Source organism: Streptomyces alanosinicus, assembly GCF_014650595.1.
In the GTDB taxonomy this organism is placed as follows: Bacteria; Actinomycetota; Actinomycetes; order Streptomycetales; family Streptomycetaceae; genus Streptomyces; species Streptomyces alanosinicus.
Map to the genome: position 1 here is coordinate 17746 of NZ_BMVG01000042.1, position 23268 is coordinate 41013.

The window sequence follows — 23268 nt, forward strand, 5'->3', positions numbered from 1 at the left end:
ACGGATGCGTCGGTATCAGCGGCTGTGGGCCGGGCGCGCGTCCCTGCGGTGGAAGATCGCCGCGCTGGCCGCGGCCACCGCCTGCCTCGTCGTGGCGGCGGTGGGCGTGCTGGTGCACCTGTGGACCGCACACGACATCCGCGACCGGGCCGAGGCGCAGGCGTTCAACACCGTGTACTCGGCCATGGACGTCTACCGGCGCACCGGAGCGCTGGCGGACGGCGCCCGGCTGGACCCGGCCGACCTGCCCGCGCCCCTCGCCCACCCGGCCGACGGCGCCCGGCACACGGCCTACGACGGGCACGTCGAGGGAAACTCCGGGCCGAGCGTCTGGGGCGCCCAGCGGACCGGCGGCCCGGGCAGTCCGGTCCTCGCCGTCCAGGTCAACATGAGCGGCGACCTCTACACCCTGCGCCGGCTCGACCTGATCATGACGGTGGCCTCGCTGGCCGCGCTCGCGCTGGCCACCCCGTTCGCGGTCTACGGGGCCGGGCTGCTCGCCCGCAGGCTGCGGCGGGTCTCCGAGACCGCGGGCCGCATCTCCGCCGGTGACCTCGACGCCCGGACCGGGCCCACCAAGGGCCGCGACGAGGTGGCCGACATCGCCGCCGTCGTCGACCTCATGGCCGACAGCCTCGGCAGGCGGCTGCGCACCGAGCGGCGGTTCACCGCGGACGTGGCCCATGAGCTGCGCACCCCGGTCGGCGGTCTGCTGGCCGCCGCGGACCTGCTGCCACCGGGCGAGACGGAGGATCTGCTGCGGGCCCGGGTCCGCGATCTGCGCGGTCTGGTCGAGGATCTGCTGGAGATCTCCCGCCTGGACGCCGGCGTCGAAGAGCCCGTGCGCGCCCGGGTGCCGCTCGGCGCCGTCGTCTCCGAGGCCGTCGCCCGCACCGGCCTCGACACCGAGGTCACCGTCGACGGCGGCGCCGGTGACGACATTGACGCCGGTGACGCCGGGCGCGGGGAGAGCGTGGAGACCGATCCGCGGCGCCTGGAGCGGATCGTCAGCAACCTCGTCGGCAACGCCCACCGGCACGGGAACGGCCCGGTGCGGGTCACCGTCGAGGGCCGTACCGTCGTCGTACGCGACCACGGCCCCGGCTTCCCGGAGGAGCTGCTGCGGGACGGCCCGCGCCGCTTCCACACCGGCGCCGGCGAGCGCGGCACGGGCCACGGCCTCGGCCTGACCATCGCGCTGGGACAGGCCCGGCTGCTCGGCGCCGAACTGCGCCTGGACAACGCCCCCGACGGCGGCGCCGTCGCCACCCTGCGCCTGCCGGACTGACCGCCGGGCGTGCCGGGCTGACCGCCGCCCGCCGCCCCGCAGAACTGCCCCCGCAGAGCTGCCCCTACAGAACTGCTACGAAGCGGCGCGGCAGCCGATACACACGGGCTCAGACCCCGATACGTTCCCCCGACACCCTTCGGAGTGCACCGTTCCGCACCCGAAGAGGAGTCCCCGTGAGCGCCGACCCCGTCTACCCCGCCGGCCCCGTCGACCGCTTTGCCCCACACGCGCTGCACACGGCGCCGGGGATCGCGGCCGCCACCACCGACCTGACCAAGGTCTACGGCAGCGGCGACACCCGGGTCGTCGCCCTGGACCGGGTCAGCATCGCCTTCCGCGAGGGCGAGTTCACCGCGATCATGGGCCCCTCCGGCTGCGGCAAGTCCACCCTGATGCACTGCGCCGCCGGTCTCGACACGCCCAGCTCAGGCTCCGTACGCATCGGCACCACCGAACTGAGCACGCTCGGCGACCGGCAGCTCACCCGACTGCGCCGCGACCGGATCGGCTTCGTCTTCCAGGCGTTCAACCTGCTGCCGACGCTGACCGCGCTGGAGAACATCACCCTGCCCTCGGCCATCGCCGGACGCCGGCCCGAGGGGCAATGGCTGGACCGCGTGGTCTCCACGGTCGGCCTCGCCGGGCGCCTGGACCACCGGCCCGCCCAGCTCTCCGGCGGACAGCAGCAGCGCGTCGCGGTGGCGCGCGCCCTGGTGTCCCGGCCCGCGATCGTCTTCGGCGACGAACCCACCGGCAACCTCGACTCCCGGGCCGGCGCCGAGGTCCTCGGCTTCCTGCGCGACTCGGTGCGTGAGCTGGGCCAGACCGTGGTCATGGTCACCCACGACCCCGTCGCCGCCGGCTATGCCGACCGCGTCGTCTTCCTCTCCGACGGCCGCCTGGTGGACGAGATGGTGCACCCCACCCCGGACCGGGTCCTCGACGTCATGAGGACGTTCGACACCCGGTCGCGCACCAGCTGACCCCTCTCCACGCATCTTCGATTCTTCGAATCTTCGATTTTCTTCGGATCTACGAAAGCCAGAGCCACCCATGCTGAGAACAGCCCTGCGCAACGTCCTGGCGCACAAGGCCCGTCAGATCATGACCGTCCTCGCCGTCTGCCTGGGGGTCGCGTTCGTCAGTGGCACCCTGGTCTTCGCGGACTCCACCGCCGCGGCCCACCGCGCCGCCGCCTCGAAGGACTTCGCCGGTGTCGCGGTCACCGTGACCGGCAAGGAGCCCGCGTCCGGGGGCGCCGGCGATCCGCGCAGCGGCGTGCTCACCGACGCGCTGGCCCGCAAGCTGGCCCGCGTGCCGGGGGTCGCCGCCGTACGCCCCTCCGTCGACGGCTCCGCCGCCCTGAACGCGGCCGACGGCACCCCGCTGCGGGTCCGTACCGGCGCGAACCAGGCCGCCGCCTACGTACCCGGTGCGGACGGCAAGGACAGCCGCTACCCGGTCGTCGAGGGCCGGGCCCCGGCGCACCGCGGTGAACTCGCCGTGGACAGCGGCACCGCGGCCGCGGGCCACTTCCGCATCGGCGACACGGTCACGCTGGCCACCGACGGCCCGGTCATGACCAAGCGGCTCGTCGGCATCGTCACCACCACCGACACCCGGGTGACCGCCGGCGGCACCCTCGCCCTGTTCGACCGGGCGACCGCCCAGCGGCTGTTCGCGTCCCCGGGCCACTACACCGGCATCGACCTGTCCGCCGCGCCCGGCACCGACGCCTCCCAACTCGCAGACCGGGTCACGGCCGTACTCCCGGCCGACCGGGCCGAGGCCACCACCGGCGCCGCCCAGGCCGCCCAGCAGGCCGTCCTCGTCGACACCCTGACCCGGGGCTATGCGAAGCTGCCGCTGGTCTTCGCCGGGGTCTCGCTGTTCATCGGCTCGTTCCTCGTCATCAACACCTTCACCATGCTCGTCTCCCGGCGCACCCGTGAGATCGCGCTGCTGCGGGCGATCGGCGCCTCGCGCCGCCAGATCTCCCGCTCCGTCCTCCTGGAGGCCCTGGCCGTCGGCCTTCTCGCGTCGGCCGCCGGTTTCCTGCTCGGCCTCGGCATCGCCTCGGCGCTGCCCTCCGTCCTGAGCACCGGCGAGAACGCGCTGCCCGACGGCCCGCTGGTGATCGGCCCGCGCCCGGTCATGGCCGCGCTCGGCGTCGGCGTGGGCGTCACGCTGCTCGCCGCGTGGCTGCCGTCCCGCCGGGCGGCCAAGGTCGCGCCCGTCGAGGCGATGCGTACGGCGGACCAGCCGCCCGCCGCCGGCTGGTCCCGGATCCGCGCCGTGAGCGGCCTCGCTCTCCTCGTCCTCGGCGTCGTCCGGCTGGTGTCGCTGACCGGAACGAAGGACGCCTCGGAGGAGAACCTGCGGAGCGCGATGCTCGGCTGCGCGCTCCTGGCCGCCGCCCTGATCGTCCTCGCGCCGCTGCTCGCCGTCCCCGTCGTCCACCTGACCGGACGGCTGACCGGCCGCTTCGGGATCACCGGCCGGCTCGCCCGGGACAACGCGCTGCGCGACCCCCGGCGCACCTCCGCCACCGCCGCCACCCTCCTCATCAGCACCGCGCTGGTCGCCGGGCTCGCCACCCTCGGCAACTCCACCGCACAGGCCCTCGACCGCCAGGCCGCGGCGGGGCTCGGCGCCGACTACGTGATCAGCGCCCGCACCACCACGACCGGCATCGACCCGGCCGCCGTACGACGGGTGGCCGACGCCCCCGGCGTACGGACCGCGACCGCCGTCACGGACTCCACCCTCGTCACCGGCGGCCATGTCCGGGACATCTCCGGCGTCGACCCCCGTACCGTGCGCGACGTCATGCGGCTCGACTTCGTCAGCGGCTCCGCCGAGCGTCTCGGGCCGGGCCGGATCGCCGTCTCGGCGACCACCGCCCGGGAGACCCGTACGGCCACGGGCAGCAGGCTGACGGCCACCATCGGCCGCGAGCAGCAGCCGAAGACGTACACCGTCGTGGGCGTGTACCAGGACAACCCCATCGCCCACGACGCGCTCGGCGCCCGTACCGAGGTCGCGAAGGACAGCTTCCTGCCCGGCTCCGTCCAGCGGATCCTGGTCCGCACCGACACCGGCGCGGTGTCCCCGTCCACCGAGGAGCGGCTGCGCACCGCCGTCGGCGACAGCCCGCTGCTGAAGGTGCAGGACCGGCGGCAGCTCGTCGACGAGGCCGCCGGCACCATGGCCGACCTGCTGAGCGTGATGTACGGGCTGCTCGTCATCGGCGCGGTGATCGGCGCACTCGGCATCGTGAACACCCTGGCCATGTCGGTCGCCGAACGCACCCGCGAGATCGGCGCGCTGCGCGCCCTCGGCATGGAGCGCGCGGCCGTCCGCCGGATGATCCGTCTGGAAGCGGTCACCGTCGCCGCGTTCGGGACCTTTCTCGGCCTGGCCGGCGGTCTGTTCGCCGCCTGGGCGGTCGGCTCACTGGCCAACGGCGCGATGGACCGGTACTCGCTGTCCCTGCCGTGGGGAACCCTGCTCCTCGTGTGCCTGCTGTCCCTCGCGACCGGCGCCCTCGCCGCCACGGTCCCGGCCCGCCGGGCAGCCGCGCTGAGCCCGCTGGAGGCAGTCGCGGCGGCCTGACCCGGGGTTTCCCACCAGGGCTTCCCCTTAGTCCTCTTAGTCCTCGCCGTACCGCCTCGCCGAGGCGTCCACATGGGCGAGCCGCCGCAGGGCGCCGAACACCGCCTCGCCCAGCACGGTCCCGACCACCATGCCCTCCACCATGTCCTCGACCGCCACCTGCCGGTCCAGGTATCCGAGGTCGGCGCGGGCGACCTGCTCGGCGGCATCGGCGTAGTCGTCGAGCACGTCGGCGAACGCCCCGTGGCCCAACCGGGCCATGGCGGCAAGGGCCTCGGCCAGTTCGACGGCGGCGGGGTTCGACGCCTGCGCCCGCCAGCCACGCCGGGAGACGAGGTCGGCGACGATGCCGCGGGCCGCCGCCGACTCGGCGTCGTCGTACGCGGCGCTCGCGCCGCCGACCCGGTCCGCCGCGGCGCCGAGCACCTTGTGCAGGGGACGCTCCGGGTCGTCGAGGGCCGCCAGTACGTCCGCGATCTCGGCCACCCGCATGCCGCCCACGTCGAGCAGGGCGCGGATCAGCCGCAGCCGGCGTTCGTGCGTCTCGTCGTAGCTCGCCTGGTTCCGGCTGGTCAGCTCGCCCGGGGGCAGCAGGCCCTCACGGACGTAGTACTTGATCGTCGGCACCGGCACTCCGGTCTTCCGGCTCAACTCCCCAACGCGCACTGCCGGTTCACTCCTCGGCCTTCGTCATGCCCACCGCGCCGGCCCCTTGCCGACCCGCCACCCAATGATAGATAGTGGCGCTATCGGATAGCGGATAGTTCCGCTATCCACTTTGGGGGTGGTCATGAATTCCTTACGGATGTCCTCGCAGCGGCCATACCGATCACGGCCGCCATATCTGTCATTGGACTCATATCGGTCATGGCATCGACCGCTGGTGCTGTTCTCGGCGGCGATGGCGGTGACGGCGGTCATGTCCGCGGTGGGACTCCTCGTCGACGACCGGGTCCTCGTGGGCGCGCCGGTCTGGGCCAAGCCGTTCAAGTTCTCGGTCTCGTTCGTGGCGTACTGTCTCTCGCTGGCCTGGATGCTCTCGTTCCTGCGCCGTGGCCGGCGCGTGGGCTGGTGGGCGGGGACCGTCGTCGCGGTGACGGGTCTCGTCGAGATGGTGATCATCACGGGGCAGGCCGCGCGGGGAAAGCGCAGCCACTTCAACCACGAGACACCCTTCGACACGGCGCTCTACAACACGATGGCCGTCACCGTCGCCATCCTGTGGGCGGCCACGCTGGTCGTCGCGGTGCTGCTGCTCCGCGCCCGGATCGCCGACCGCGCGGCCGCCTGGGCGATGCGCTGCGGCCTCGTCCTGGCCCTGGCCGGAGCCGCCGTCGGCTTCCTGATGACCCGGCCCGCACCGGGGCAGCGCCGCGGCGTCTCCAAGGTGATCGGCGCGCACAGCGTGGGCGTGCCGGACGGCGGCCCCTCGATGCCCCTGACCGGCTGGTCCACGACCGGCGGCGATCTACGCGTCCCGCACTTCGTCGGGATGCACGCGCTGCAACTCCTGCCGGCCCTGGTCATGGTGCTGACCGGACTCGCCCCGCGCTTCGCCCGCCTCGCCGACGACCGGCTCCGGCTGCGCCTGGTACTGCTCGCCTCGGGGGCCTACGCGGCCGTCTTCGCCCTGGTCCTCTGGCAGGCCCTGCGCGGCCGGCCGCTGACCGCCCCGGACGAAGCGATGTGGGGGGCGGCCGGCCTGATCCTGACGGCAGTTGCTCTGGGCACGTACGGATCGTTCGCCTCCGTGCCGAAGGAACTCAGGCCATGACCGCATTCCTCTTCGCGCTCTCCTTCTGGCTGGCGGCACCGGTCTGGCTGCTCATGATCCTCGCGCCGGCGTGGGGCCCGACGGCCCGCATCGCCGGGTCACCGTGGACCGTGGTGCCCGTACTCGCCGTCTATCTCGGGCTCGCGGTTCCCGTGTTCCCCGAACTCTGGAGCGCGGTCAGCAGCCCGGACCTCGACACCTTCCGCCACCTGGTGGCCCTGGCAGACGGAGCGGGAGCCGTCTGGACACAGGTCATCGCCTGGGATCTGCTGATCGGTCAGTGGATGTACCTGGAGGGCAGGAGACTGGGCTTCTCCCCCCTGCTGATGGGCCCGTTGCTCGTGTTCACGATCCTGCTGTCACCCTGCGGACTGCTGACCTTCCTGGGCCTGCGCGCTGCCAGACACTGGCGTACGGCCCGCGATGCGATCGCCGGGGGCGTTGCCGGCGGAGCCGCATAGCGGTCTTCAGCGGTATCACGAATGGCCGGTTCACGCTGCCCTGTGACAGGGTTGGGCGGCGTGAACTGCGTCTTCTGCCAGCTCATCCATGAAGGCACCGCACGTTGGGTAGCCCGTGAGACGGAGAGTTGTGCCTTCACCCCGCTGAACCCTCTCGCGCCGGGACATACGCTCGTGGTCCCCACCAGCCACTACGCGGACGTGTTCGACACCCCGCCCGATGTCCTGACCGCAACGGTGACGCTGGTCCAGCGCGTGGCCGCAGCCATGCGCACGGGCCTGGACGCCTCGGGCGTCAATATCCTGAGCGCCAGCGGACCGGGATCGGAACAGTCCGTGCCCCATCTGCACTTCCACGTCGTTCCGAGGTGGGTGGATGACGGGATCTCGACATGGCCGACCGGACAGTCCCGCCGGCGTCCCATCGGCGATCCAGGCACGCAACTGGCCGCCGCCCTCCAGCGTGACCACAAGCCGGGCACAAGCCGGGCCACATGAGCATGAGGTGAGTCAGAGTCCTGTCGGCCGAATGACCGACAGTTTCACGTGAAACCTGTACGAGCTGGCTGACGCGGTGACAGATCCTCGCCCGACACTCCCGCCCCGGGCCCGCGCTCGCCACAGCGTCGCGGGCCCGCCCCGTGTCATCAGCCCACCCTGTCCCCCGCCAGCTGTTCTTCTAGCTGTTCTTCGATCAGATCCGCGGCGCGGTGGATGCCGCCCTCGGCGCGTACCTCGGACCACAGCCATGCCGAGCGCGCGGCGACCTGTGGGTCGCCGATGAGTTCCATCAGGGCGGTACGCAGCGTCGCCGCCGTGACGTCCGCGGGGTCGATCCGGCGGGCGACACCCAGTTCGACCAGCCGGTCGGCGTGGCGGCTCTGGTCGGGCCCGTGCGGTACCGCGATCATCGGCACACCGGCGTGCAGCCCCTGGCTGCTGCTGCCCATCCCGGTGTGTGTCACCCATACGTCTGCCTGTTCGAGCATCGTCAACGGCGCTGTCCACGGCCGTACTTCGAAGTTGCGGGGAATCCGCTCGGCCAGATCGCCGCTGCTGCCCGTCTGCAGCACCACATGCCACCCCGGGAGATCCGCGAAGGCCGCCACACACTGGTGGTAGGTCTCCCGCGGTCCGTAGTTCGCCGAGCCGGCCAGTGACACCAGCATCACCTTCTTGGCAGCGGCCGGCCGCAGCCAGCCGTCCCGCTCCCGGCCGGTGTCGAAGCACGGGCCGACGAACGTCACCGCCTCGGTGTCGACCCGGTCCGCATGAGGCTGCATGGCGCGCGGGATCATGGCCAGTACGCGCGGCGGGTGGCCGGTGAACTCCTCCACGTTCGTCGTCGCCGCACCGCACCGGGCCAGCCAGGCGGCGAACCGCGCCCGGTGTGCGGGACCTCCGGGCAGCTGGGCAAACGCCGCGCCGATCTCCTCCCGGGCGCCCGCCCAGGCCACCTGCGCCGCGGACAGCTGAACGAGGGGGCGGCCCTGCGCCTCGGCCAGCGCACGGCCCGCGTACGCGCCGATGTCGTAGAGGTACAGGTCGGCGGGGTCGTCGTCGTACGCGGCGCGCAGCTGGGGCAGGACCGCCATGGCCTCGTCGAGGAAGAGGGAGGCGGAGGCGATGGGATCCTGCGGCCAGGCGCGGTCGGCGGTCGGAAGAGTGGATGTGATGCCGACCGGTTCGGCGCCGGTGGGAGTGATCAGCTCGGCGACGGGACCGGTGGTGGTGGCGGTGGCGTACGTCACGCGATGGCCGCGGGCCACCAGTTCGCGGATGATCTCCAGGCTGGGCAGCACATGGCCGACCAAAGGCGTGCCGACCATGGCGATATGGGCAGGGTGGTGCATAACCGGACTTCCTCAGATATCGGATAGAGGTCTACGGCAGAGCAACGCCGAGGAGCCCGACCGGGCAACGCGGTCCCCGGGCCGACTTTCCGCCGCCGGCGATCACACGCGGGACATCACCTGACATCACTCGATGGAAGGCCTGTGTTGTCACTCAGACGTACTGGCCCGGCCGTTGCGCAGGTTCTCCGGCTTGGTGGTGCGTGACATCAGGGTGTGCACGGCCTCTTCGGGATCCCGGCCGTGGTGGATGATGTCGGCCACGGTCTCCGCGATGGGCAGGTCGACCCTGTGACGCCGGCCGAGGCCGGTGATGCCCTTGCACGAAGCGACGCCTTCGGCCGTCTGCCTGGTCCGCGTGCGTGCCTCTTCCACGCTCAGGCCCCGGCCGAGACAGGCGCCGAAGGTGTGATTGCGTGACAGCGTCGACGAGCAGGTGGCCACCAGGTCTCCCATACCGGCCAGCCCGGCGAGGGTGAGCGGGTCGGCACCCATGGCGACGCCGAGCCGGGTCGCTTCGGCGAGCCCCCGGGTCAGGAGCGCGGCCTTCGCGTTGTCGCCGAGTCCCATGCCGTCGGCGACACCGGCGGCCAGGGCGATGACGTTCTTGACGGCGCCTCCGAGTTCACAGCCGACGACATCGGCGTTCGTGTACGGCCTGAAGTACGGGGTGTGGCAGGCGCTTCGGACCAGCGCTGCCGTCGTGTCATCAGGGCAGGCGACGACGCTGGCGGCGGGTTTCCTCGCGACGATCTCCCCGGCAAGGTTCGGCCCGGACACGACGGCGACGCGGTCGGCTCGTGCGCCGGTCGTCTCGGCGATCACCTGGCTCATCAGCTTGTCGGTGCCGAGCTCCACGCCCTTCATCAGCGACACGAAGACCGTGCGGCGCTCGAACAGTCCCGCCCAGGCTTCCAGGAGCGGTCGGACACTCTGCGCGGACACCGCGAGGACGGCGATGTCCGCGTCGTGTGCCGCCTGTGCCGGGTCTGTCGTCGCGCGCACCGTCGCGGGCAGCCTGACCTGCGGCAGGTAATCCGGGTTGCCGCGGGTGTCGTTGATGGCGTCGACGAGCACCTGCCGGCGTCCCCACAGAGTGACCTCGCACCCGGCGTCGGCCAGCACGAGAGAGAACGCGGTCCCCCAGGAGCCCGCTCCGTAGACCGCAACACGACGAGACATACGGTGACTCCTGTTCAGTCGTCGGCGCGCCTCAATCTAACGACCACACCCTCGACCGGCAGACCACGTCAGCCGCTGCTCTGACAGAAGACTCCGGTCCTCGCCGGGTCGTTGCCTTTCTTGACGTTGGTCGGGCCCCAGCCGAGCCACCAGAACCGCTTCGGTCCGGGCATGTTCTGATACGCGGCCGGTTGACGCCGGGTGCCGGACGGCGTTGGATCTTCCCTGCCCGTGCGGGTGTCAGGGCAGAGAGCTGGGACGATGACTGGGGACGCCAGACCCGGGCTGATAAGGGTGGTGCACTTCGAGCGGACGTCCGCGCTGATGATGGGCGCGGGCGTGGTGCTGTCCGAAGGGTTGTTGCTGGCGTTGATCGGGACGCCTGACCGGCTGGGGGTCCTGCTGGTGGGCACAGTTGCGGTCGCTCTCGTGTCCCTGGCGTTGCTGCCGTTCGGTTTCCGTCTGCCTGCCCGGCTCCGCCGTAGGTACGAGCAGGCCGCGCGGATCGACACCGCCGGAGAACCGTGCGCCGGCCAGGATGCGGCGCGACGGCTGTCGCTGCGGCGTACGGCCGGACTCGTCGGGGCGGCGGTCTGCTGGATGGTGTGCATCGCCCTCGTGTCGCGCGAGCTGATGCCGCCCGTCATGTTGGTGCCCGTCACCGTGACCCAGTGGGCGCGGTCCCGGGCGACAGCGCGGTGGGAGCGGGAGAACGGTGCGTCCCTGTGGCAGGGCATCCCCGGGGTCCTGGGCGCCCGGGGCCCGGCCTACCGAGTCGCGGCAGATGCCGGGGTGTGAACAGCCAGGTCGGCGGTCATCGGTCCGGGTCGGTGTCGTACAGCCTCCAGGCCGGGTAGCGGATGGCCGCACCCCCCTGTGGGCCGCCGTCCACCAGCGTTCTGCGGTGCAGCATCAGCCGCAGGTGGCGGGCCGCGTCACCGTCCTCCTCCGGTCCCGGGTCGAGCAGGACGGCGCTGTCCGTGGTGGCGCCGGCGTCCCTGACAAGGGCGTCGACCGGGTGCCCTGCCACGTTCTCGCCGAGGACGACGGTCGTTCCCGGCCTGCGGGCAAGCCGCTGGTAGAGCCGCTTGAGGAGGTCGTTCCCGTCGCCTTCACCGGTACGGGGACCGCTGTCGGTCGTTGCCTCCAGAAGTGCCGAGGCGATGCCTCCCTGCTGCCCCCACCGCTCTCTGTCCCCCACCACGATGAGGTGGGTGCGGGCCCGGGTGATGGCGACATTCCACAGGTTGAGCTGGCGCTCGACCCAGCTGACCGCTCCTGCGCGCATTCCCTCGCCGGCGACCAGGGAGAACACCATGACGTCGCGTTCACCGCCCTGGAACGTGTGCACGGTGCCGACGCGCAGGCGCTCCTGGTCGTACCGGCTCAACCGGTCGCGGAGAGCGTCCGCCTGTGCCTTGAAGGGCGTGACGACGCCGACGGTGGCCTCGGCGGGCAGCTGGTCCAGCAGGTAGCGCACGCTGGCGTCCACCTTGTGGATCTCGTCGCCGTTCACCCAGGAACTGCCGTAGGGGGAGCGTCCGGCCTTTCCCGCGACGTGGGACCAGATGAGCGCGGGGCGGTCCAGGGAGGGCCGTACCCGGGTGTCCGTGAGAACGGTCAATCCACCGTCGTAGAAAAGGTTGTTGGAGATGGACGCGATGTCCGGGTGGCAGCGGAAGTGTTCGTCGAGGAGAAGCGTGCCTCCGGCAGAGCGCTCGGCCGCGTGGAAGGCCGAGTGGCGCCGGTAGGCGAGACGGTGTTTCTCCAGCCAGTCCGATCGCAGCCCGGTGCGACGCCGGATGAGGGCCTCGCGTTCCGGACCGGTCTTGACGATGTGCGTCAGCTGCATGGCGTCGCCGATGACCAGCGCGCGCCGGGCCCGGAACAGCAGGGGCAGGATGTGTGGCACCGCGCACTGGCTGGCCTCGTCGACCACGACCAGGTCGAAGAGCGCGGGGTCCCGGGGGAAGCGGCGGGCGGACAGGCTGGTGACGGCCCAGCCCGCGACGGCGGGCCTGTCCTTCTGTCCGTGGGCTCGGCCCAGGACTTCCCGCATCGCGGGCCAGTCACTGGTCCGGCTGTCGTCCCGTGCACGCAGCAGAGCGAGGATGCGCTGACGCCCGTTGCGGGCATGACCGCGGACCACGCTGTCGAGGAGTGTGTGCGACGCGGTCCGTACGGCGCTGTCCGCATCGCGGAGCGTCGTCGCCATGTCGGTGTCGTCTACATGGGCCACCTGCCGGTGCAGGTGGCGCCAGCTTTCCTGGGCCGCCAGGAATCCGGCGAGCGCGAGACAGCCGTCGACGGGATCGCCCTCATAGGCGCGCAGGCCGGCCTTGCGCAGAAAACGGCCGCGTGACCACTGGCCGAGGAGCCGTCTGCGGGCGAGCCGGCGGGCCTTGCCTTCGAGCCGGTCCGGACGGTCTGAGCCGGTGAGCAGAGCCATGAGGTCGGCGACCGGCAGTCCGAGCCGATCGGCGTGCTCCTCGCGCGCGGCACCCGCCTCGCGCAGTTCCCGCTCGGCCTTCGCGGTTCGGGCATGGTCCTGGCGTACCCGGGTCAGACGGCCGGCGGCCATGTCGACGCCCATGGCTGCCGTGGTCACGTTGGAGGCCGCCTCCGGCATGGTGCGCAGAGCGTGTAGGGCGCCTGCCTCCGTCTCGGCGTAGCTCGACGATCCCGTGCGTACGACACTGCCGGGGACCAGGTTCTCGCAGCGGCGCCAGACCTCGTCCACAGCCTCGTTGTTGGTGGAGGCCACCAGGACCGTCTGGCCGTCGGCGACGGCGGTGGCCACGAGATTGGCGACCAGTTGGCTCTTGCCGGTACCGGGTGGGCCGGTGGCCACGGTGAGGCGCTCGGTCATCGCGGAGCGCAGGACAGCGGTTTGCGCCTCGTTGCAGGCGAGCGGGGTGACCAGGTGGGTGGGCGCGGGATCCGTCAGGGTGTATGCGCGGGTGCGTTCCGCCGTGTCCGGTGACAGGGCGGAGAGTGCCGTCTCCGGTATCCGGTCCGTCATCTTCGCGATATCCGCGAAGTCCTTGAGCAGTTGCTTCGTGAAGGCGGTCGAGGGCAGGGCGGTGAAGAGCACAGCGGTGTTGCGGGCGCCATGGCCGGGCGTGTGGATGTCGATGCGATCGACGAGTTCGTCGGGCCGGAGTTCCTGCACACACGGCAGCTCGAACTCCTGCGTGAGCAGGTTGCCCGCGTCGACGGCCATACGGTCGTGCTGGCCTCGGTGCCAGGTGGGCTGGTAGGTCTCCGCGAGCTGGGCGGCCTCTTCGTCGCCCAGCCAGTCCCTGGCCAGACGGGGGTGCGGCTGCACCGGGCCGTAGGGCTTCAGCCGTGCCCCACCGTCTCCCTGGACGATCTCGACCCGCCGGATCAGCAGGGGCGCGAACTTGGGGTGCCGCCACGGGCGTTCCGCGCGCGGCCCGGTCACGACCACGGCCGGATAGCCTGCCCAGAGTTCGGCCTCCTGCTCCGTGGCCGATTCGACGAGCGAGGCCGCCTCCGCGGGGAGGGCCACGCACCCGTCGTCGTCGACCTCGCCGGTGAGGAAACGCTCTGCACCGGAGAGACACACATACGACAGGCTGTCGTCGCGCACGTCCAGCAGCGGCGTCTCGGTCTCGTCGGACAGCACACACTCGCGGTAGTAGTCGAGGAGGTCGGTCCAGGTCGGCTGCGAGCGGCCCGACTTGACGGCCCGGACGGGCGCGGGGTCCGTCGGCCGGGGCGCGGGCCGGCCACTCAGCGGGAGGAGGATCGGGGCGCTTCCGAACGGGCAGTCGGCGAGGACGATGCGGTCGTCGACGCCGAGCGCGGAGTGCACGGGCACCTGGCGGCCGCCCTGGGCCCGCATGCGCCGGTTGACGTAGTGGAAGAGGTCGGTCACGGACACATCGCCGCCGCCGTCCTTGCTGACCTTGCCCGTTCGCAGGGCCTCGATCACTTCGGCCGTGAAAGCGGACGGTTTCACCTCGGCGCCCTCGGCCGTATCGGCGTAGGAGTCCTCGCCGGCCCGGGAGGAGGACAGCACGTACACGCCTCGGCTGGTCAGGGGAGCCGGCTCGCCGGACTTCGCGACCGATCCGGCGGGCCGCCGGTCCGAGGTGCGCAGTCCCACGGCGAAGCCACCGCTGCGGCAGCAGTCGATCATGACCACCTTCTGGGGGGCGACGCACTGCTCCAGCCGCTCGTTGACGTAGCCGGCGCTGACACCGGTCTCCGCGACCCTGTCGAAGGCGGTGTCCTTGGCGACGAAAGAGAACTCCCCGCCGTCCCGCGCCCGCCGCACGCCGTGCCCGGACACATACAGCAGAGCCAACTCGTCCGGTTCGCGCTCCTCCAGGAACTCGGCGATGACCTGCCGCATGTCGTCGGCTGTCAGATCCGTCTCGGTCCGTACGGAGCCGAAGCCGCCGATGCTGCGGTGCTGCAGGACCTGACGCAGTCCCCACACGTCCGCCTGGGTGGAGGGCAGCGGACCGAAACGGTCGTCGTCGTAGTGCTCGGTACCGATCAGCAGAGCATGGCGTTTGTTCAGCCGGGTCACTCTCGGACGTCCCCCGGCCCGTCGCCCTCGTCCCCGTGCACCTTGTCCCCGTGCACCTTGTCCCCGTGCACCTTGTCCCCGTGCGCCTTGTCCAGATGCACCTTGTCCAGGAATTCGCGGACGAGATGCTCCTGAGCCGCGTCCGGACGGCCGGTGATCGTGAGGGAGCTGCCTTCGAGGGTGACCTCGACCTGGCGGTGGCGTTCCTTGGCGCACCACTCTTTGATCAGCGTGATCAGGATCCGGGAAACGGGGCGGGCGACGGCGGTCGCGGTGGTTGCCCAGAGCGCGACGTCACCCACACCCGCACCCTTGTGACCGGGCCCGGCGGGCTGGTCGTCGTCGGCGAATCCGACGACCAGTCCGTCCACCTCCCGCAGCCTGTCGTGCAGGTCCCAGGTGAGCCGCTCCTGCCGCAGCGTGTCACCGCCGGCCGGCACCGCGAGCCGCCACCGGGATCCCCCGTCCCCCATCGTTGCTCCTTGCCGTTGACATGTCGCTGCGAGTTGGTTGCGCCTGAGACTTTTACATGAAGACGCCGGTGACGGCAGGGCGAACGAGACGGCACCGGTGGCATCCGGCCAGTCGGGAAAGCGACGCCCTTGTCGTACGCCCGGCCTTGTCGCCGACGCTCAGGCACCCTTCCGTTGTCAGACCCGTACGCCATGATCTCCCCATGGAGCGTTCGAGCGCGGTACGGGGAGACGGGATGACGGCAGGTGAGCTGCTGGCGGCGCGGGCTGAGGTCGTGACGCTGGACGATCACCGTGTGGCGGCCGCGCTGGACGGGCTCGTGGACGGCTTGGGGTACTGGAGCGGCAAGGGGGCGCTGGCCGGTATCGAGCGTACGGGGCGTTATCTGGCCGGGACGTGGACGCCGGCCACACCGGACGAGGGTCCGGGAAGGGCCGGGGAGGGGTCCTGGGCACGGTTCATCGGGCGTATCGGCGCCGTGGCGTTGCGTGCCGCTGTGGAGCCCACGCGCGATGAGCGGCGCCGGCCTCTGCTCGCGCTGCTGGAGATCTGGGCGGACAGCCCCTTCGCCGGTTCGCGGGCCGGTATGCGCACCGGTCTGGTGCGGGTGGCCGAGGGAGCCCCCGAGGCCGTCCGGGACGAGCGAGGGGCGGCCGTCGCGGTCGGCTGGGCCGCCGGCGGGCTGCGGACGTTCGTCGACCTGCGGACGGGGGAGGGGGATCCGCCGGGCCTGGGGGCGATCGAGGAGGTGACCGACGTCCCGCGCGGGGGATGGGGCAGCGCCGAGCAGGTGCGCCGACTGGTGGAGCTCGTCCGGGAGCGCGGGCCGGTGCCGTGGGACCTCGACGCGGTGGCCGTGCTGAGGGAGGGCACGGGGATGGGCCGAGCGGCGGCGTCCTTCGCGCTGGCGGGGATGCTCGCGTGCGGGTATCTCCCGCGCCTCGACGACAGGGAGCGGAAGATCCACCGGCTCAAGGTGGCCGAGATCGAGGACGGCGTCCGCGAGCCCGGCCGGATGGGCTCGCCGGACCGCCTTGAGCTGGTGGCGGACGTGCTGCCCGCGGACCCCGCCGAGCTGTGGGAGCCGCAGGGCATGCGCGCGGTGGCGGAGCGGATCGCGTGGTCGTGGCGGGAGCGGTACGGCCGGCGGACCCTGGTCCCGCAGCGCACCTTCGACGCGGCCGTCGAGCTGCAGCTGTCCCGGCTGTCCGCGGGCCGCTTCTGCGCGGCGTTCACCGACCACGCCGCGATACGCGGTCTCGGCTCGAACCTCGACACCTGGATCCGGAACAGTGAGTTCCGACCCTTCCCGACCGCCGAGGGCTGGGACCTCGTCGATTTCGAGGACACCCTGCGTACGGTCGTACCGAACCTCTTCTGGGTCTACGCGGAGCTCCCCGCGGGTGACCCGGTACGCGCCGGAGCACCCGGCCTCGTACGCGCGCTGCGGGAGCGGCTGGACCACCCCGGCCTGCTGCTGGATGCCGGCAGTCTCAGCCACGCGGCGGGGCATACGGTCGCCGATGCGCACGACCGGTTCGGCTCGCGTCCCTACGCCGGCCCGGAGCCGCTGGACGTCGCGAGCGTCGATGACGGGCTGACCGTGGTCGTCGACGGCACCGTCGACCGCAGAGGCGCGCGGTCCCAGCCCGAGCTGTACTTCCGCCCGGCGTTCTACGGGGACGACGACCGCTCCCGGACGCTGCTGGCGGCCCGGGCGGACTCCCGCTACGACCCCGAGGTCGAGCTGGTCGAGTGGCTGCGCGGGCCGGCCTGCGCGCGCATCGTCGAGAGGATCGAGGGCGCTTCGCTTCCCTCCGGGTCGTACGAGACGAATCCGGTGCTCTCCGCGCCCGACGTGCTGGGCCAGGTCGTCGACGAACTCGGCGTCGACGAGGACGCGGCAGCGCTCTATCTGCAGTTGCTGACCCTGCGCGCGCCGAGCGACCGGAACATCCGCCTGTGGAACGGCTGGAAGGCCGCCCGGCACCAGAAGGCCGGTGCCGCGCTGGTCGAGCGCGGCCTGGTCGTCGAGGACAAGCGTGCCCGAGCGGGCCGTCAGCTGTTCCTGCCGGGTGAGTGGATCCACGCGGGCAAGCCCTACCAGCCCATGGAGGCGTGGAAGGCGGAACTGCTCGGGGTGCAGCGCTCTTACAACGGCCGGCTGGAGAACCCGCCTCCCCTTCCCACCCGCACCCTGCCCGAGCTGTTCGCCGAGGCGTGGCACTGGGTTCAAGGGGCACGGAAGCCCTCGCCGTAGGAACTCCGGTGTACGCCGGGACCGGACCGCCGCTGCCTCAGCCGGTCAGGTGGGTCCGCTGCCTCGGCCGGTCAGGTGGGTCCGTGCGGGCTCCGGGAGAAGGCCGTGTCGCCGGCCGTCGCCACGATCGCGTCCTTGACGAGCAGCACTCGCGGCGGATAGTCCTGCGCTTTGTCCCCGGGATCGTCCAGTGCGGAGGTGCTCCAGATCTCCGCTCCGTTGCCGCTGTCCAGTGCCAGCAGACGGCCGAAGCGGTTGGAGAAATAGACCCGCTTGTACGTCGCTGACACCGCGGGCGCGGACAGACTCTCCACGTCCGTCACCTTCTGCCACAGTTGTTTGCCGCTGTCCGCCGACACCGCGGTGACCGACCCGTCGGACCGGACGAAGTAGACGACACCGTCCACCAGCGTGGCCGCGCCGGTCAGTGGACGTGCCAGCGGTATCCGCCTGACCTGCCCGGTTTCCGGGGCCACCCGCAGCAGCGCGTTGTACGGCCGTTCGTACCCGGCTTCGTACACGTCCTTCGCGGTCTGAGGGGCGAGGAACAGAGGCTGCCCGCCGACAGCGCCGAGCGCTTCCGCCTTCGTGGGCAGCGTGGCGGTTCCGGCCAGGCTGCCGGGTACGAGCTTCCTCAGCTCGACCGGCGCCTGGCCGGGCTCGGTGCCCTGCGAGCACAGGGCATACGGGACGCCTCCCAGCGCCGACGGAGTGCAGTACTCCTCCGGCGAGGGCGCCCGCCACAGTTCCCTGCCGGAGGGCCCGTAGGCCACGAACGACGATTGGCCGGGAGACAGGGTCAGCAACCCGCCGTCGTACAGGACCGCGTCCTCGGACTTGCTGATGTCGTGTTGCCACCGCCGGTGCCCGGTGGCGGCGTCGAGGGCCAGCACGCGCCTGGTCCGGTCGTCCGGATCCTCGTACACATAGACCAGACCGTCGCGAACGCCGATCGGCTGCGCCCCCTGGGGGCGGGTGCCGGTCCGCCAGAGGGTACGGCCGGAGGCCGCGTCGATCCTGGCGACCGTGAAGCCCGTACCGCCGCAGAACAGGGCGCTTGCCTCCGCCACGCATCCGGGGCTGTCGTAGTCGAGCGGGACACCCTTCACGTCGTACCGCAGCTGCGTGCGCCACGGCCGCCAGCCGTCGGGCAGTGACGCGGCACGGGCGGTGGCTGTGGCGGCTGCCTCGGAGGCGGTGGTCGCGTCCGGACCGGACACGAGGACACCCACCCCGACACATAGCCCCGTGACGGCCAGCGCCGCGCCGAGGCCGGTGAGCAGCATCCGTGCTCGGCGGCGCCGGGGCTTCGCGGACTGCCCGGTCTTCGAGGACTGCCCGGACCTCACGGACTGCCCGGTCCTCGGGGACTCGGTGACGTCGGACGACTCCGGCAGCGCCTGGAGCATGCGGTGAATGTCCGTCAGTTCCGGCCGTGCGGCCGGGTCCTTGTCCAGGCAGCGCTGGACGATGCCCAGGAGCGCTTCGGGTACCCCGTCGAGGTCCGGGGTCCCGTGCACCACCTGATAGCCGGTTATGTACGGGCTGTCGGCGTCGAACGGTCCCGTGCCGACGGCCGCGAACACCAGCAGTGACCCCAGCGAGAACACGTCCGAGGCCGGGGTGACGTCTCGGGGAGCGGCCAGTTGTTCCGGCGACATGAAGGGCGGAGTGCCGATCATCCGCCCGGTCGTGGTGAGGCTCTGGTTGTCGGAAGCGCGCGATATGCCGAAGTCGATGACGCGCGGCCCGTCCTCGGTCATCAGGACGTTGCGCGGTTTGAGGTCCCGGTGCACCAGGCCCGCCCGGTGGATGTCGCGCAGCGCCTCGGTGAGCCCCAGCCCCAGCGCGCGCAGTTGCCGCCGGCTCAGTGGGCCGTTCTTCTCCACGACTTCGGCGAGGTTGAGCCCCGGCACGTAGAGCGTCGCCATCCATGGCCGGTCGGCGTCCGGGTCGGCGTCCACGACGGGCGCGGTGAAGGCGCCGCTCACTCTGCGCGCCGCCGCGATCTCCTGCCTGAAGCGCGTCCGGAACTCCTCTTCCTGGGCATAGGATCCGCGCGCGAGCTTGACCGCGACCTGCCGTCCCGAGGCGGAGACTCCCAGATAGACGACTCCCATGCCGCCCTCCCCGAGCCGGCCGAGGAGGGTGTACCCGCCTATGGACTCCGGGTCCCCGGTGCTCAGGGGCGTCATCGCCGCTCGTCCTTCCCAGCGCCTGTCTGCCTCACGGGATCAGACTAGGGCCTGCCGCCCCGGGGACGGAGGCGCCGATACCGCGCGTCGGTGTCTCTGATCCCCTGACCGTGCGAGGGGTCACCCGTCCGGTTGAGGGCTCAACGGGGTGCCCAGGCAGGCCCGTTCGCAGGCACTTCCACTTCCGGGGCGAGAGGTGTGCCCTCCCGGAGGGCACCATGGAGTGCCGGAGGGCGTCATGGGGTGAGGGCCTTCAGGCACAGGGCCTCCACCGTCTGTCTCACCTCCTCGATCGTGTGCCCCCGCGGCGGGTCCAGCAGTGCCCCGTGCAGCTGTGCCTCCACGCCCTGCACCAGAAGGATCGCCGTGAGGTCCGGGGCGGGGCCGCCCACGCCCAGTCGGCGCAGGTGGTACTCGACCTCGGCGGCGATGTCCCGCTGGAACCCGCGCAGTTGGGCGGCGGCCTCCGCCGGGCGCGGGGCCTGGTCGTACAGCAGCCGGTGCATCCGGGGGCGGGCCAGGTGCAGGTCGGCCAGGGCCTTCACCAGCACATGGACACATGCCGGAAGCGAGGGCATGGTGCGGCGCAACTCCGTTGTCAGTTCCGCGAGTTCGGTCCGCAGGTGCCGTATGTGCTGTTCCCCGATGGCGTAGAGCAGCGCATCCTTGTTCGGGAAGTACTGGTAGAGGGATCCGACGGACACTCCGGCGCGCTCAGCGATCCGGTTCGTCGTCGCCCCCGCATAGCTGTCCCGTTCGAAAAGCTGAGCAGCGGCCTCGACGATGGCGTCGTAGGTCTCCTGAGACCGCTGCTGACGTGGCCTTTTGCGGGGTGTGGCGGGTGGGGGCACGGGCCGTCCAATGCGAGTTGTCCAGACCGGGGAACGCACCCACTCTAGGGTGATGTTCACGTTCGACATCGCTCCCGCCGAACTCTTCGACGAACGTTCCCGCCAGTTCGCCGCCTGGGGCATTCCCGCCCGGACCGTCGCCCGGGCCCGAGCCGGTATCACCGACATGTGGGGGACCGGTCCGCGAGGCTGGGTGCCGGTCTGGGCGCGACTGGCCCAGGAGGCGGAGGCCGCGGGGGAGTGGCTGAGCGCGGCCCAGATCTGGGGCGCGGCCCGCTTCCCGGCCCTGGCCACACCCGAACGGCACGAGGCGTACGAGCGTCAGCGCGCCGCCTACGCACGTGTGATCGCCGGCCGTCGTCTCCCGGTGCTCCCCTCGTGCCCGAAAGCCATGGAAGGTCCCCGCATCGCGCGCGGGACCGTGGAGTTGCGGCTGGCCGGCGGCATGGTCTCCCTCCCCGTTCACCTCATGGCCCGACGCCGCCGACGCCGCCCCGGCGTGCTGGTGCTGTCGGGCGGGGTCGACACCTGGAAGGTCGAGTTGCACCGCATGGCCGTGGCGACGGCGCTGGCGACAGGTCTCCTGGTGGTGTCCGTGGACATGCCCGGCACCGGCGAGGCGCCGGGCCCGCTGACCCCGGACGGCGACCTTCTCCTGTCCGCGCTCGTCGGTGAGATACGACGTTGGCGGCCGGGCGAACCCGTTGCCTACCTGGGCCTGAGCTTCGGGGGCCACTGGGCGGTCAAACTGGCCCTGCGGGGCGTGGTGGACGCGGCGGTGGACATCGGCGGGCCGACCGGTGCGGGCGAGCCCGAGGAGCCGATCGACGTACTCGCCCTCCCGTACGGCATGCCGGGCATCCTGGGCAACGCCCTCGGCCTGGCCGCCCTCCCGGAGGCGGCCGAGACCGACGGCATGCTGGCCGCGTTCTCCCTGCGCCGCCAGGGACTGCTGGACCATCGTGTGGACGACGTGGAGGACGCGGATGACGCGGGCGACGTGCACAACTGCGTGCCACTGCTGGCCGTGAACGGCGCGCACGACCAGTTCATCCCGCGCGGCGACACCGCTCGCCTGGCCGCCCTCCGGAACACCACGGTATGGATCGTGCCGGGCGCCACCCACTGCGCGGCCGAACACATCCGCCCGCTGCTGGCGGCTACCTGGGCCTGGCTGCTGACCCGCCCGCCCTTCCGCCGTCACCCGGCGGTACGTGCGGACCCACACCTCTGGGCTCGCGATCGGGATGGCCGCGGTTCTACGTCTCGTAGTAGTTTGAGCGGTCGAAGATGACCTGGCCGGACGGTGAGGGAGGTGCCGGGTGGCAGGCGGTGAGGACGGCCGGGGGGAGGCCCGGCGCCGTGCGCGGGGTGAGCTGGAAGGCGAGGTGCTGGCTGCCTTGTGGGCGGCCGGCGGCCCGGTGCCGGCGACAGTGGTCCAGGAACAGGTGCCCGACGCCGCGTACACGACGCTGCTCACGATCCTGACGCGGTTGGGCGACAAGGGCATGGTGACCCGGCAGCGGGCAGGGCGCAGTTACGTCTACGCACCCGTGGACGACCAGGCCGGGCACGCGGCGGCGGGGATGCACTCGCTGCTGGACGAGGGCGGGGACCGTGCGGCGGTGCTGGCCCGGTTCGTCTCGGATCTGTCGTCGGACGACGAGCGGCTGCTGGAGCAGTTGTTGCACGGCGACCATCCTGACCGAGGGTAAGGCGTGTTCTGGCCGGTGCCGATGTATCTGCCGTTGCTGGTGAGCGCGGTGCTGGCGCTGGTCGCGCCGTGGGTGGGGCGTCGGATGCCCCCGCGCGCGGGTGCGTGGGCGATGGTGTGCGCGGCGGTCGTGGCGGCCGGTACGTGGGCCACCGAGCTGGCGATTCTGGCGTTCACCGCGGTGGGCCAGGTGCCGTTGGTGGCGGAGCAAGGGCCGTGGTCGGTGCGTGCGCTGGCGGCGGAGGATCCGGTGAGCCGGAAGACGGCCGCGGTGTGCGCCGGGGTGGTCCTGCTCGTGGTGGTGAGCCTGACCGCGGCGTCCTGGCGCCGTGGACGTGCGCTGGTCGATGCCTGGCGGGAGTGCCGGCACATCGCGGCGGGCGGGGATCTGGCCGTGGTCGACGATCCGGTGCCGGCGGCGTTCGCCGTGCTCGGCATGCCGGGGCGGGTGGTCGTCTCGTCCGGGATGCTGCGGCTGCTGGACGGCCCGGAGCGGCACGCTCTGCTCGCCCATGAACGGGCGCATCTACGGCATCGGCACCATCTGTTCTCGCTGGTGCTGCATCTGACGGCGGCGGTCGATCCGCTGCTGCGGCCGCTGGAGCGAGCGGGAGCGTTTGCCGTGGAGCGTTGGGCCGATGAGGAAGCCGGGGCTGTGACGGGGGACCGGCGGCTGGTCGCCAGGGCGATCGCGCGGGCAGCGCTGGCGTCGGGGCGGCCCAAGCAGGCGGCGCTGTCCGCGACCGGCGGGCCGGTGCCCCGACGCGTCCAGGCACTGCTGGCTCCGCCGCTGCGCCGCCCCGACATGATGGTGGCGGCGTTCGTCGTCCTGATGCTGGCCTGCTGCGCGAGCCTGGCCGTCACGGCACATGACACAGAGCGGCTGTTCGAGGCCGCGATGCACGCGCACACCACCGCGGCGCGGCTGCACACACGCTGACCGCCCTTCCCGGGGGATCGTGTCCGAGTGAGCGGCCGCTCTACCGGGGCTGGGCTTGCCGCTGGCGGGCGGCACAGCCCCGGGCCCGCCGGCGAAG

Annotated in this window: 18 protein-coding genes; 11 read left to right on the top strand and 7 right to left on the bottom strand. The window is 72.0% G+C overall.

The genetic code is table 11. The features are described 5' to 3' along the window. Positions 1-4 precede the first annotated feature (4 nt). The 3 genes from IE277_RS39695 to IE277_RS39705 all read left to right on the top strand — a co-directional run bounded on the left by IE277_RS39695 (position 5) and on the right by IE277_RS39705 (position 4906). Positions 5-1288, top strand: coding sequence for a sensor histidine kinase (locus IE277_RS39695; protein ID WP_189958598.1), 1284 nt, complete (start codon positions 5-7; stop codon positions 1286-1288). A gap of 233 nt (positions 1289-1521) precedes the next feature. Continuing rightward, positions 1522-2274, top strand: a complete 753-nt coding sequence (locus tag IE277_RS39700; RefSeq protein ID WP_189958624.1) for an ABC transporter ATP-binding protein — start codon at positions 1522-1524, stop codon at positions 2272-2274. A 70-nt stretch (positions 2275-2344) separates the two neighbouring features. Continuing rightward, on the top strand, positions 2345-4906 hold the full coding sequence (locus IE277_RS39705; protein ID WP_189958599.1) for an ABC transporter permease: 2562 nt from the start codon (positions 2345-2347) through the stop codon (positions 4904-4906). Between the two features lie 36 nt (positions 4907-4942). Here the strand turns inward: IE277_RS39705 and IE277_RS39710 are convergent, their stop codons facing one another. Continuing rightward, complete coding sequence (locus tag IE277_RS39710) at positions 4943-5539, bottom strand: MerR family transcriptional regulator (RefSeq protein ID WP_373310986.1); 597 nt, start codon at positions 5537-5539, stop codon at positions 4943-4945. A gap of 268 nt (positions 5540-5807) precedes the next feature. Here IE277_RS39710 and IE277_RS39715 point away from each other — a divergent pair, with 268 nt between their 5' ends. Genes IE277_RS39715 through IE277_RS39725 form a run of 3 tightly spaced genes read left to right on the top strand, consistent with a single transcriptional unit; the run spans position 5808 to position 7639 of the window. Beyond that, positions 5808-6680, top strand: coding sequence for a hypothetical protein (locus tag IE277_RS39715; RefSeq protein WP_189958625.1), 873 nt, complete (start codon positions 5808-5810; stop codon positions 6678-6680). Further along, positions 6677-7141, top strand: a complete 465-nt coding sequence (locus IE277_RS39720) for an ABA4-like family protein (RefSeq protein WP_189958601.1) — start codon at positions 6677-6679, stop codon at positions 7139-7141. Before IE277_RS39715 ends, IE277_RS39720 begins: the two co-directional genes overlap by 4 nt. 60 nt (positions 7142-7201) lie before the next feature. Then, on the top strand, positions 7202-7639 hold the full coding sequence (locus IE277_RS39725; RefSeq protein WP_229882314.1) for an HIT family protein: 438 nt from the start codon (positions 7202-7204) through the stop codon (positions 7637-7639). Between the two features lie 149 nt (positions 7640-7788). Here the strand turns inward: IE277_RS39725 and IE277_RS39730 are convergent, their stop codons facing one another. Then, complete coding sequence (locus IE277_RS39730) at positions 7789-8994, bottom strand: macrolide family glycosyltransferase (protein WP_373310985.1); 1206 nt, start codon at positions 8992-8994, stop codon at positions 7789-7791. 150 nt (positions 8995-9144) lie between these two features. Continuing rightward, the gene (locus IE277_RS39735) at positions 9145-10176 is read right to left on the bottom strand and encodes an NAD(P)H-dependent glycerol-3-phosphate dehydrogenase (RefSeq protein ID WP_189958602.1); all 1032 of its coding nucleotides are present in this window, start codon (positions 10174-10176) and stop codon (positions 9145-9147) included. A 261-nt stretch (positions 10177-10437) separates the two neighbouring features. Here IE277_RS39735 and IE277_RS39740 point away from each other — a divergent pair, with 261 nt between their 5' ends. Next, on the top strand, positions 10438-10974 hold the full coding sequence (locus tag IE277_RS39740) for a hypothetical protein (protein WP_189958603.1): 537 nt from the start codon (positions 10438-10440) through the stop codon (positions 10972-10974). Positions 10975-10990: 16 nt separating this feature from the next. Here the strand turns inward: IE277_RS39740 and IE277_RS39745 are convergent, their stop codons facing one another. Next, complete coding sequence (locus tag IE277_RS39745; RefSeq protein WP_189958604.1) at positions 10991-14737, bottom strand: caspase, EACC1-associated type; 3747 nt, start codon at positions 14735-14737, stop codon at positions 10991-10993. Further along, positions 14734-15210 (bottom strand): hypothetical protein, encoded by a 477-nt coding sequence (locus IE277_RS39750; RefSeq protein WP_229882315.1) that lies wholly within the window; start codon positions 15208-15210, stop codon positions 14734-14736. The genes IE277_RS39745 and IE277_RS39750 overlap by 4 nt, the downstream gene beginning before the upstream one ends. Positions 15211-15446: 236 nt before the next feature. Here IE277_RS39750 and IE277_RS39755 point away from each other — a divergent pair, with 236 nt between their 5' ends. Beyond that, positions 15447-17471, top strand: coding sequence for a hypothetical protein (locus IE277_RS39755; protein WP_189958605.1), 2025 nt, complete (start codon positions 15447-15449; stop codon positions 17469-17471). 71 nt (positions 17472-17542) lie between these two features. Here the strand turns inward: IE277_RS39755 and IE277_RS39760 are convergent, their stop codons facing one another. Together IE277_RS39760 and IE277_RS39765 are read right to left on the bottom strand one after the other, a co-directional pair. After that, on the bottom strand, positions 17543-19666 hold the full coding sequence (locus IE277_RS39760; protein WP_189958606.1) for a serine/threonine-protein kinase: 2124 nt from the start codon (positions 19664-19666) through the stop codon (positions 17543-17545). A 236-nt stretch (positions 19667-19902) separates the two neighbouring features. Next, a complete protein-coding gene (locus IE277_RS39765) occupies positions 19903-20517 on the bottom strand; it encodes a TetR/AcrR family transcriptional regulator (RefSeq protein ID WP_229882316.1) in 615 nt (204 codons plus the stop codon). A gap of 52 nt (positions 20518-20569) precedes the next feature. On the opposite strand from IE277_RS39765, the gene IE277_RS39770 reads away from it, so the two are divergent. The 3 genes from IE277_RS39770 to IE277_RS39780 are packed head-to-tail and all read left to right on the top strand — an operon-like array spanning position 20570 to position 23171. After that, positions 20570-21811 carry an alpha/beta hydrolase gene (locus tag IE277_RS39770; RefSeq protein ID WP_189958608.1) on the top strand — a complete coding sequence of 414 codons (1242 nt, stop codon included), beginning with the start codon at positions 20570-20572 and terminating at the stop codon, positions 21809-21811. A gap of 28 nt (positions 21812-21839) precedes the next feature. After that, positions 21840-22232 carry a BlaI/MecI/CopY family transcriptional regulator gene (locus IE277_RS39775; protein WP_189958609.1) on the top strand — a complete coding sequence of 131 codons (393 nt, stop codon included), beginning with the start codon at positions 21840-21842 and terminating at the stop codon, positions 22230-22232. Between the two features lie 3 nt (positions 22233-22235). Further along, complete coding sequence (locus tag IE277_RS39780) at positions 22236-23171, top strand: M56 family metallopeptidase (RefSeq protein WP_189958610.1); 936 nt, start codon at positions 22236-22238, stop codon at positions 23169-23171. Positions 23172-23268: the final 97 nt, after the last annotated feature.

Excerpts from the sequence above, each read along its gene's own strand:
- IE277_RS39695 (WP_189958598.1), top strand. The coding sequence starts at position 5 with ATGCGTCGGTATCAGCGGCTGTGGGCCGGGCGCGCGTCCCTGCGGTGG.
- IE277_RS39705 (WP_189958599.1), top strand. The coding sequence starts at position 2,345 with ATGCTGAGAACAGCCCTGCGCAACGTCCTGGCGCACAAGGCCCGTCAG.
- IE277_RS39715 (WP_189958625.1), top strand. The coding sequence starts at position 5,808 with ATGGCGGTGACGGCGGTCATGTCCGCGGTGGGACTCCTCGTCGACGAC.
- IE277_RS39720 (WP_189958601.1), top strand. The coding sequence starts at position 6,677 with ATGACCGCATTCCTCTTCGCGCTCTCCTTCTGGCTGGCGGCACCGGTC.
- IE277_RS39730 (WP_373310985.1), bottom strand. The coding sequence starts at position 8,994 with ATGCACCACCCTGCCCATATCGCCATGGTCGGCACGCCTTTGGTCGGC.
- IE277_RS39735 (WP_189958602.1), bottom strand. The coding sequence starts at position 10,176 with ATGTCTCGTCGTGTTGCGGTCTACGGAGCGGGCTCCTGGGGGACCGCG.
- IE277_RS39740 (WP_189958603.1), top strand. The coding sequence starts at position 10,438 with ATGACTGGGGACGCCAGACCCGGGCTGATAAGGGTGGTGCACTTCGAG.
- IE277_RS39750 (WP_229882315.1), bottom strand. The coding sequence starts at position 15,210 with ATGGGGGACGGGGGATCCCGGTGGCGGCTCGCGGTGCCGGCCGGCGGT.
- IE277_RS39755 (WP_189958605.1), top strand. The coding sequence starts at position 15,447 with ATGACGGCAGGTGAGCTGCTGGCGGCGCGGGCTGAGGTCGTGACGCTG.
- IE277_RS39760 (WP_189958606.1), bottom strand. The coding sequence starts at position 19,666 with ATGACGCCCCTGAGCACCGGGGACCCGGAGTCCATAGGCGGGTACACC.
- IE277_RS39770 (WP_189958608.1), top strand. The coding sequence starts at position 20,570 with ATGTTCACGTTCGACATCGCTCCCGCCGAACTCTTCGACGAACGTTCC.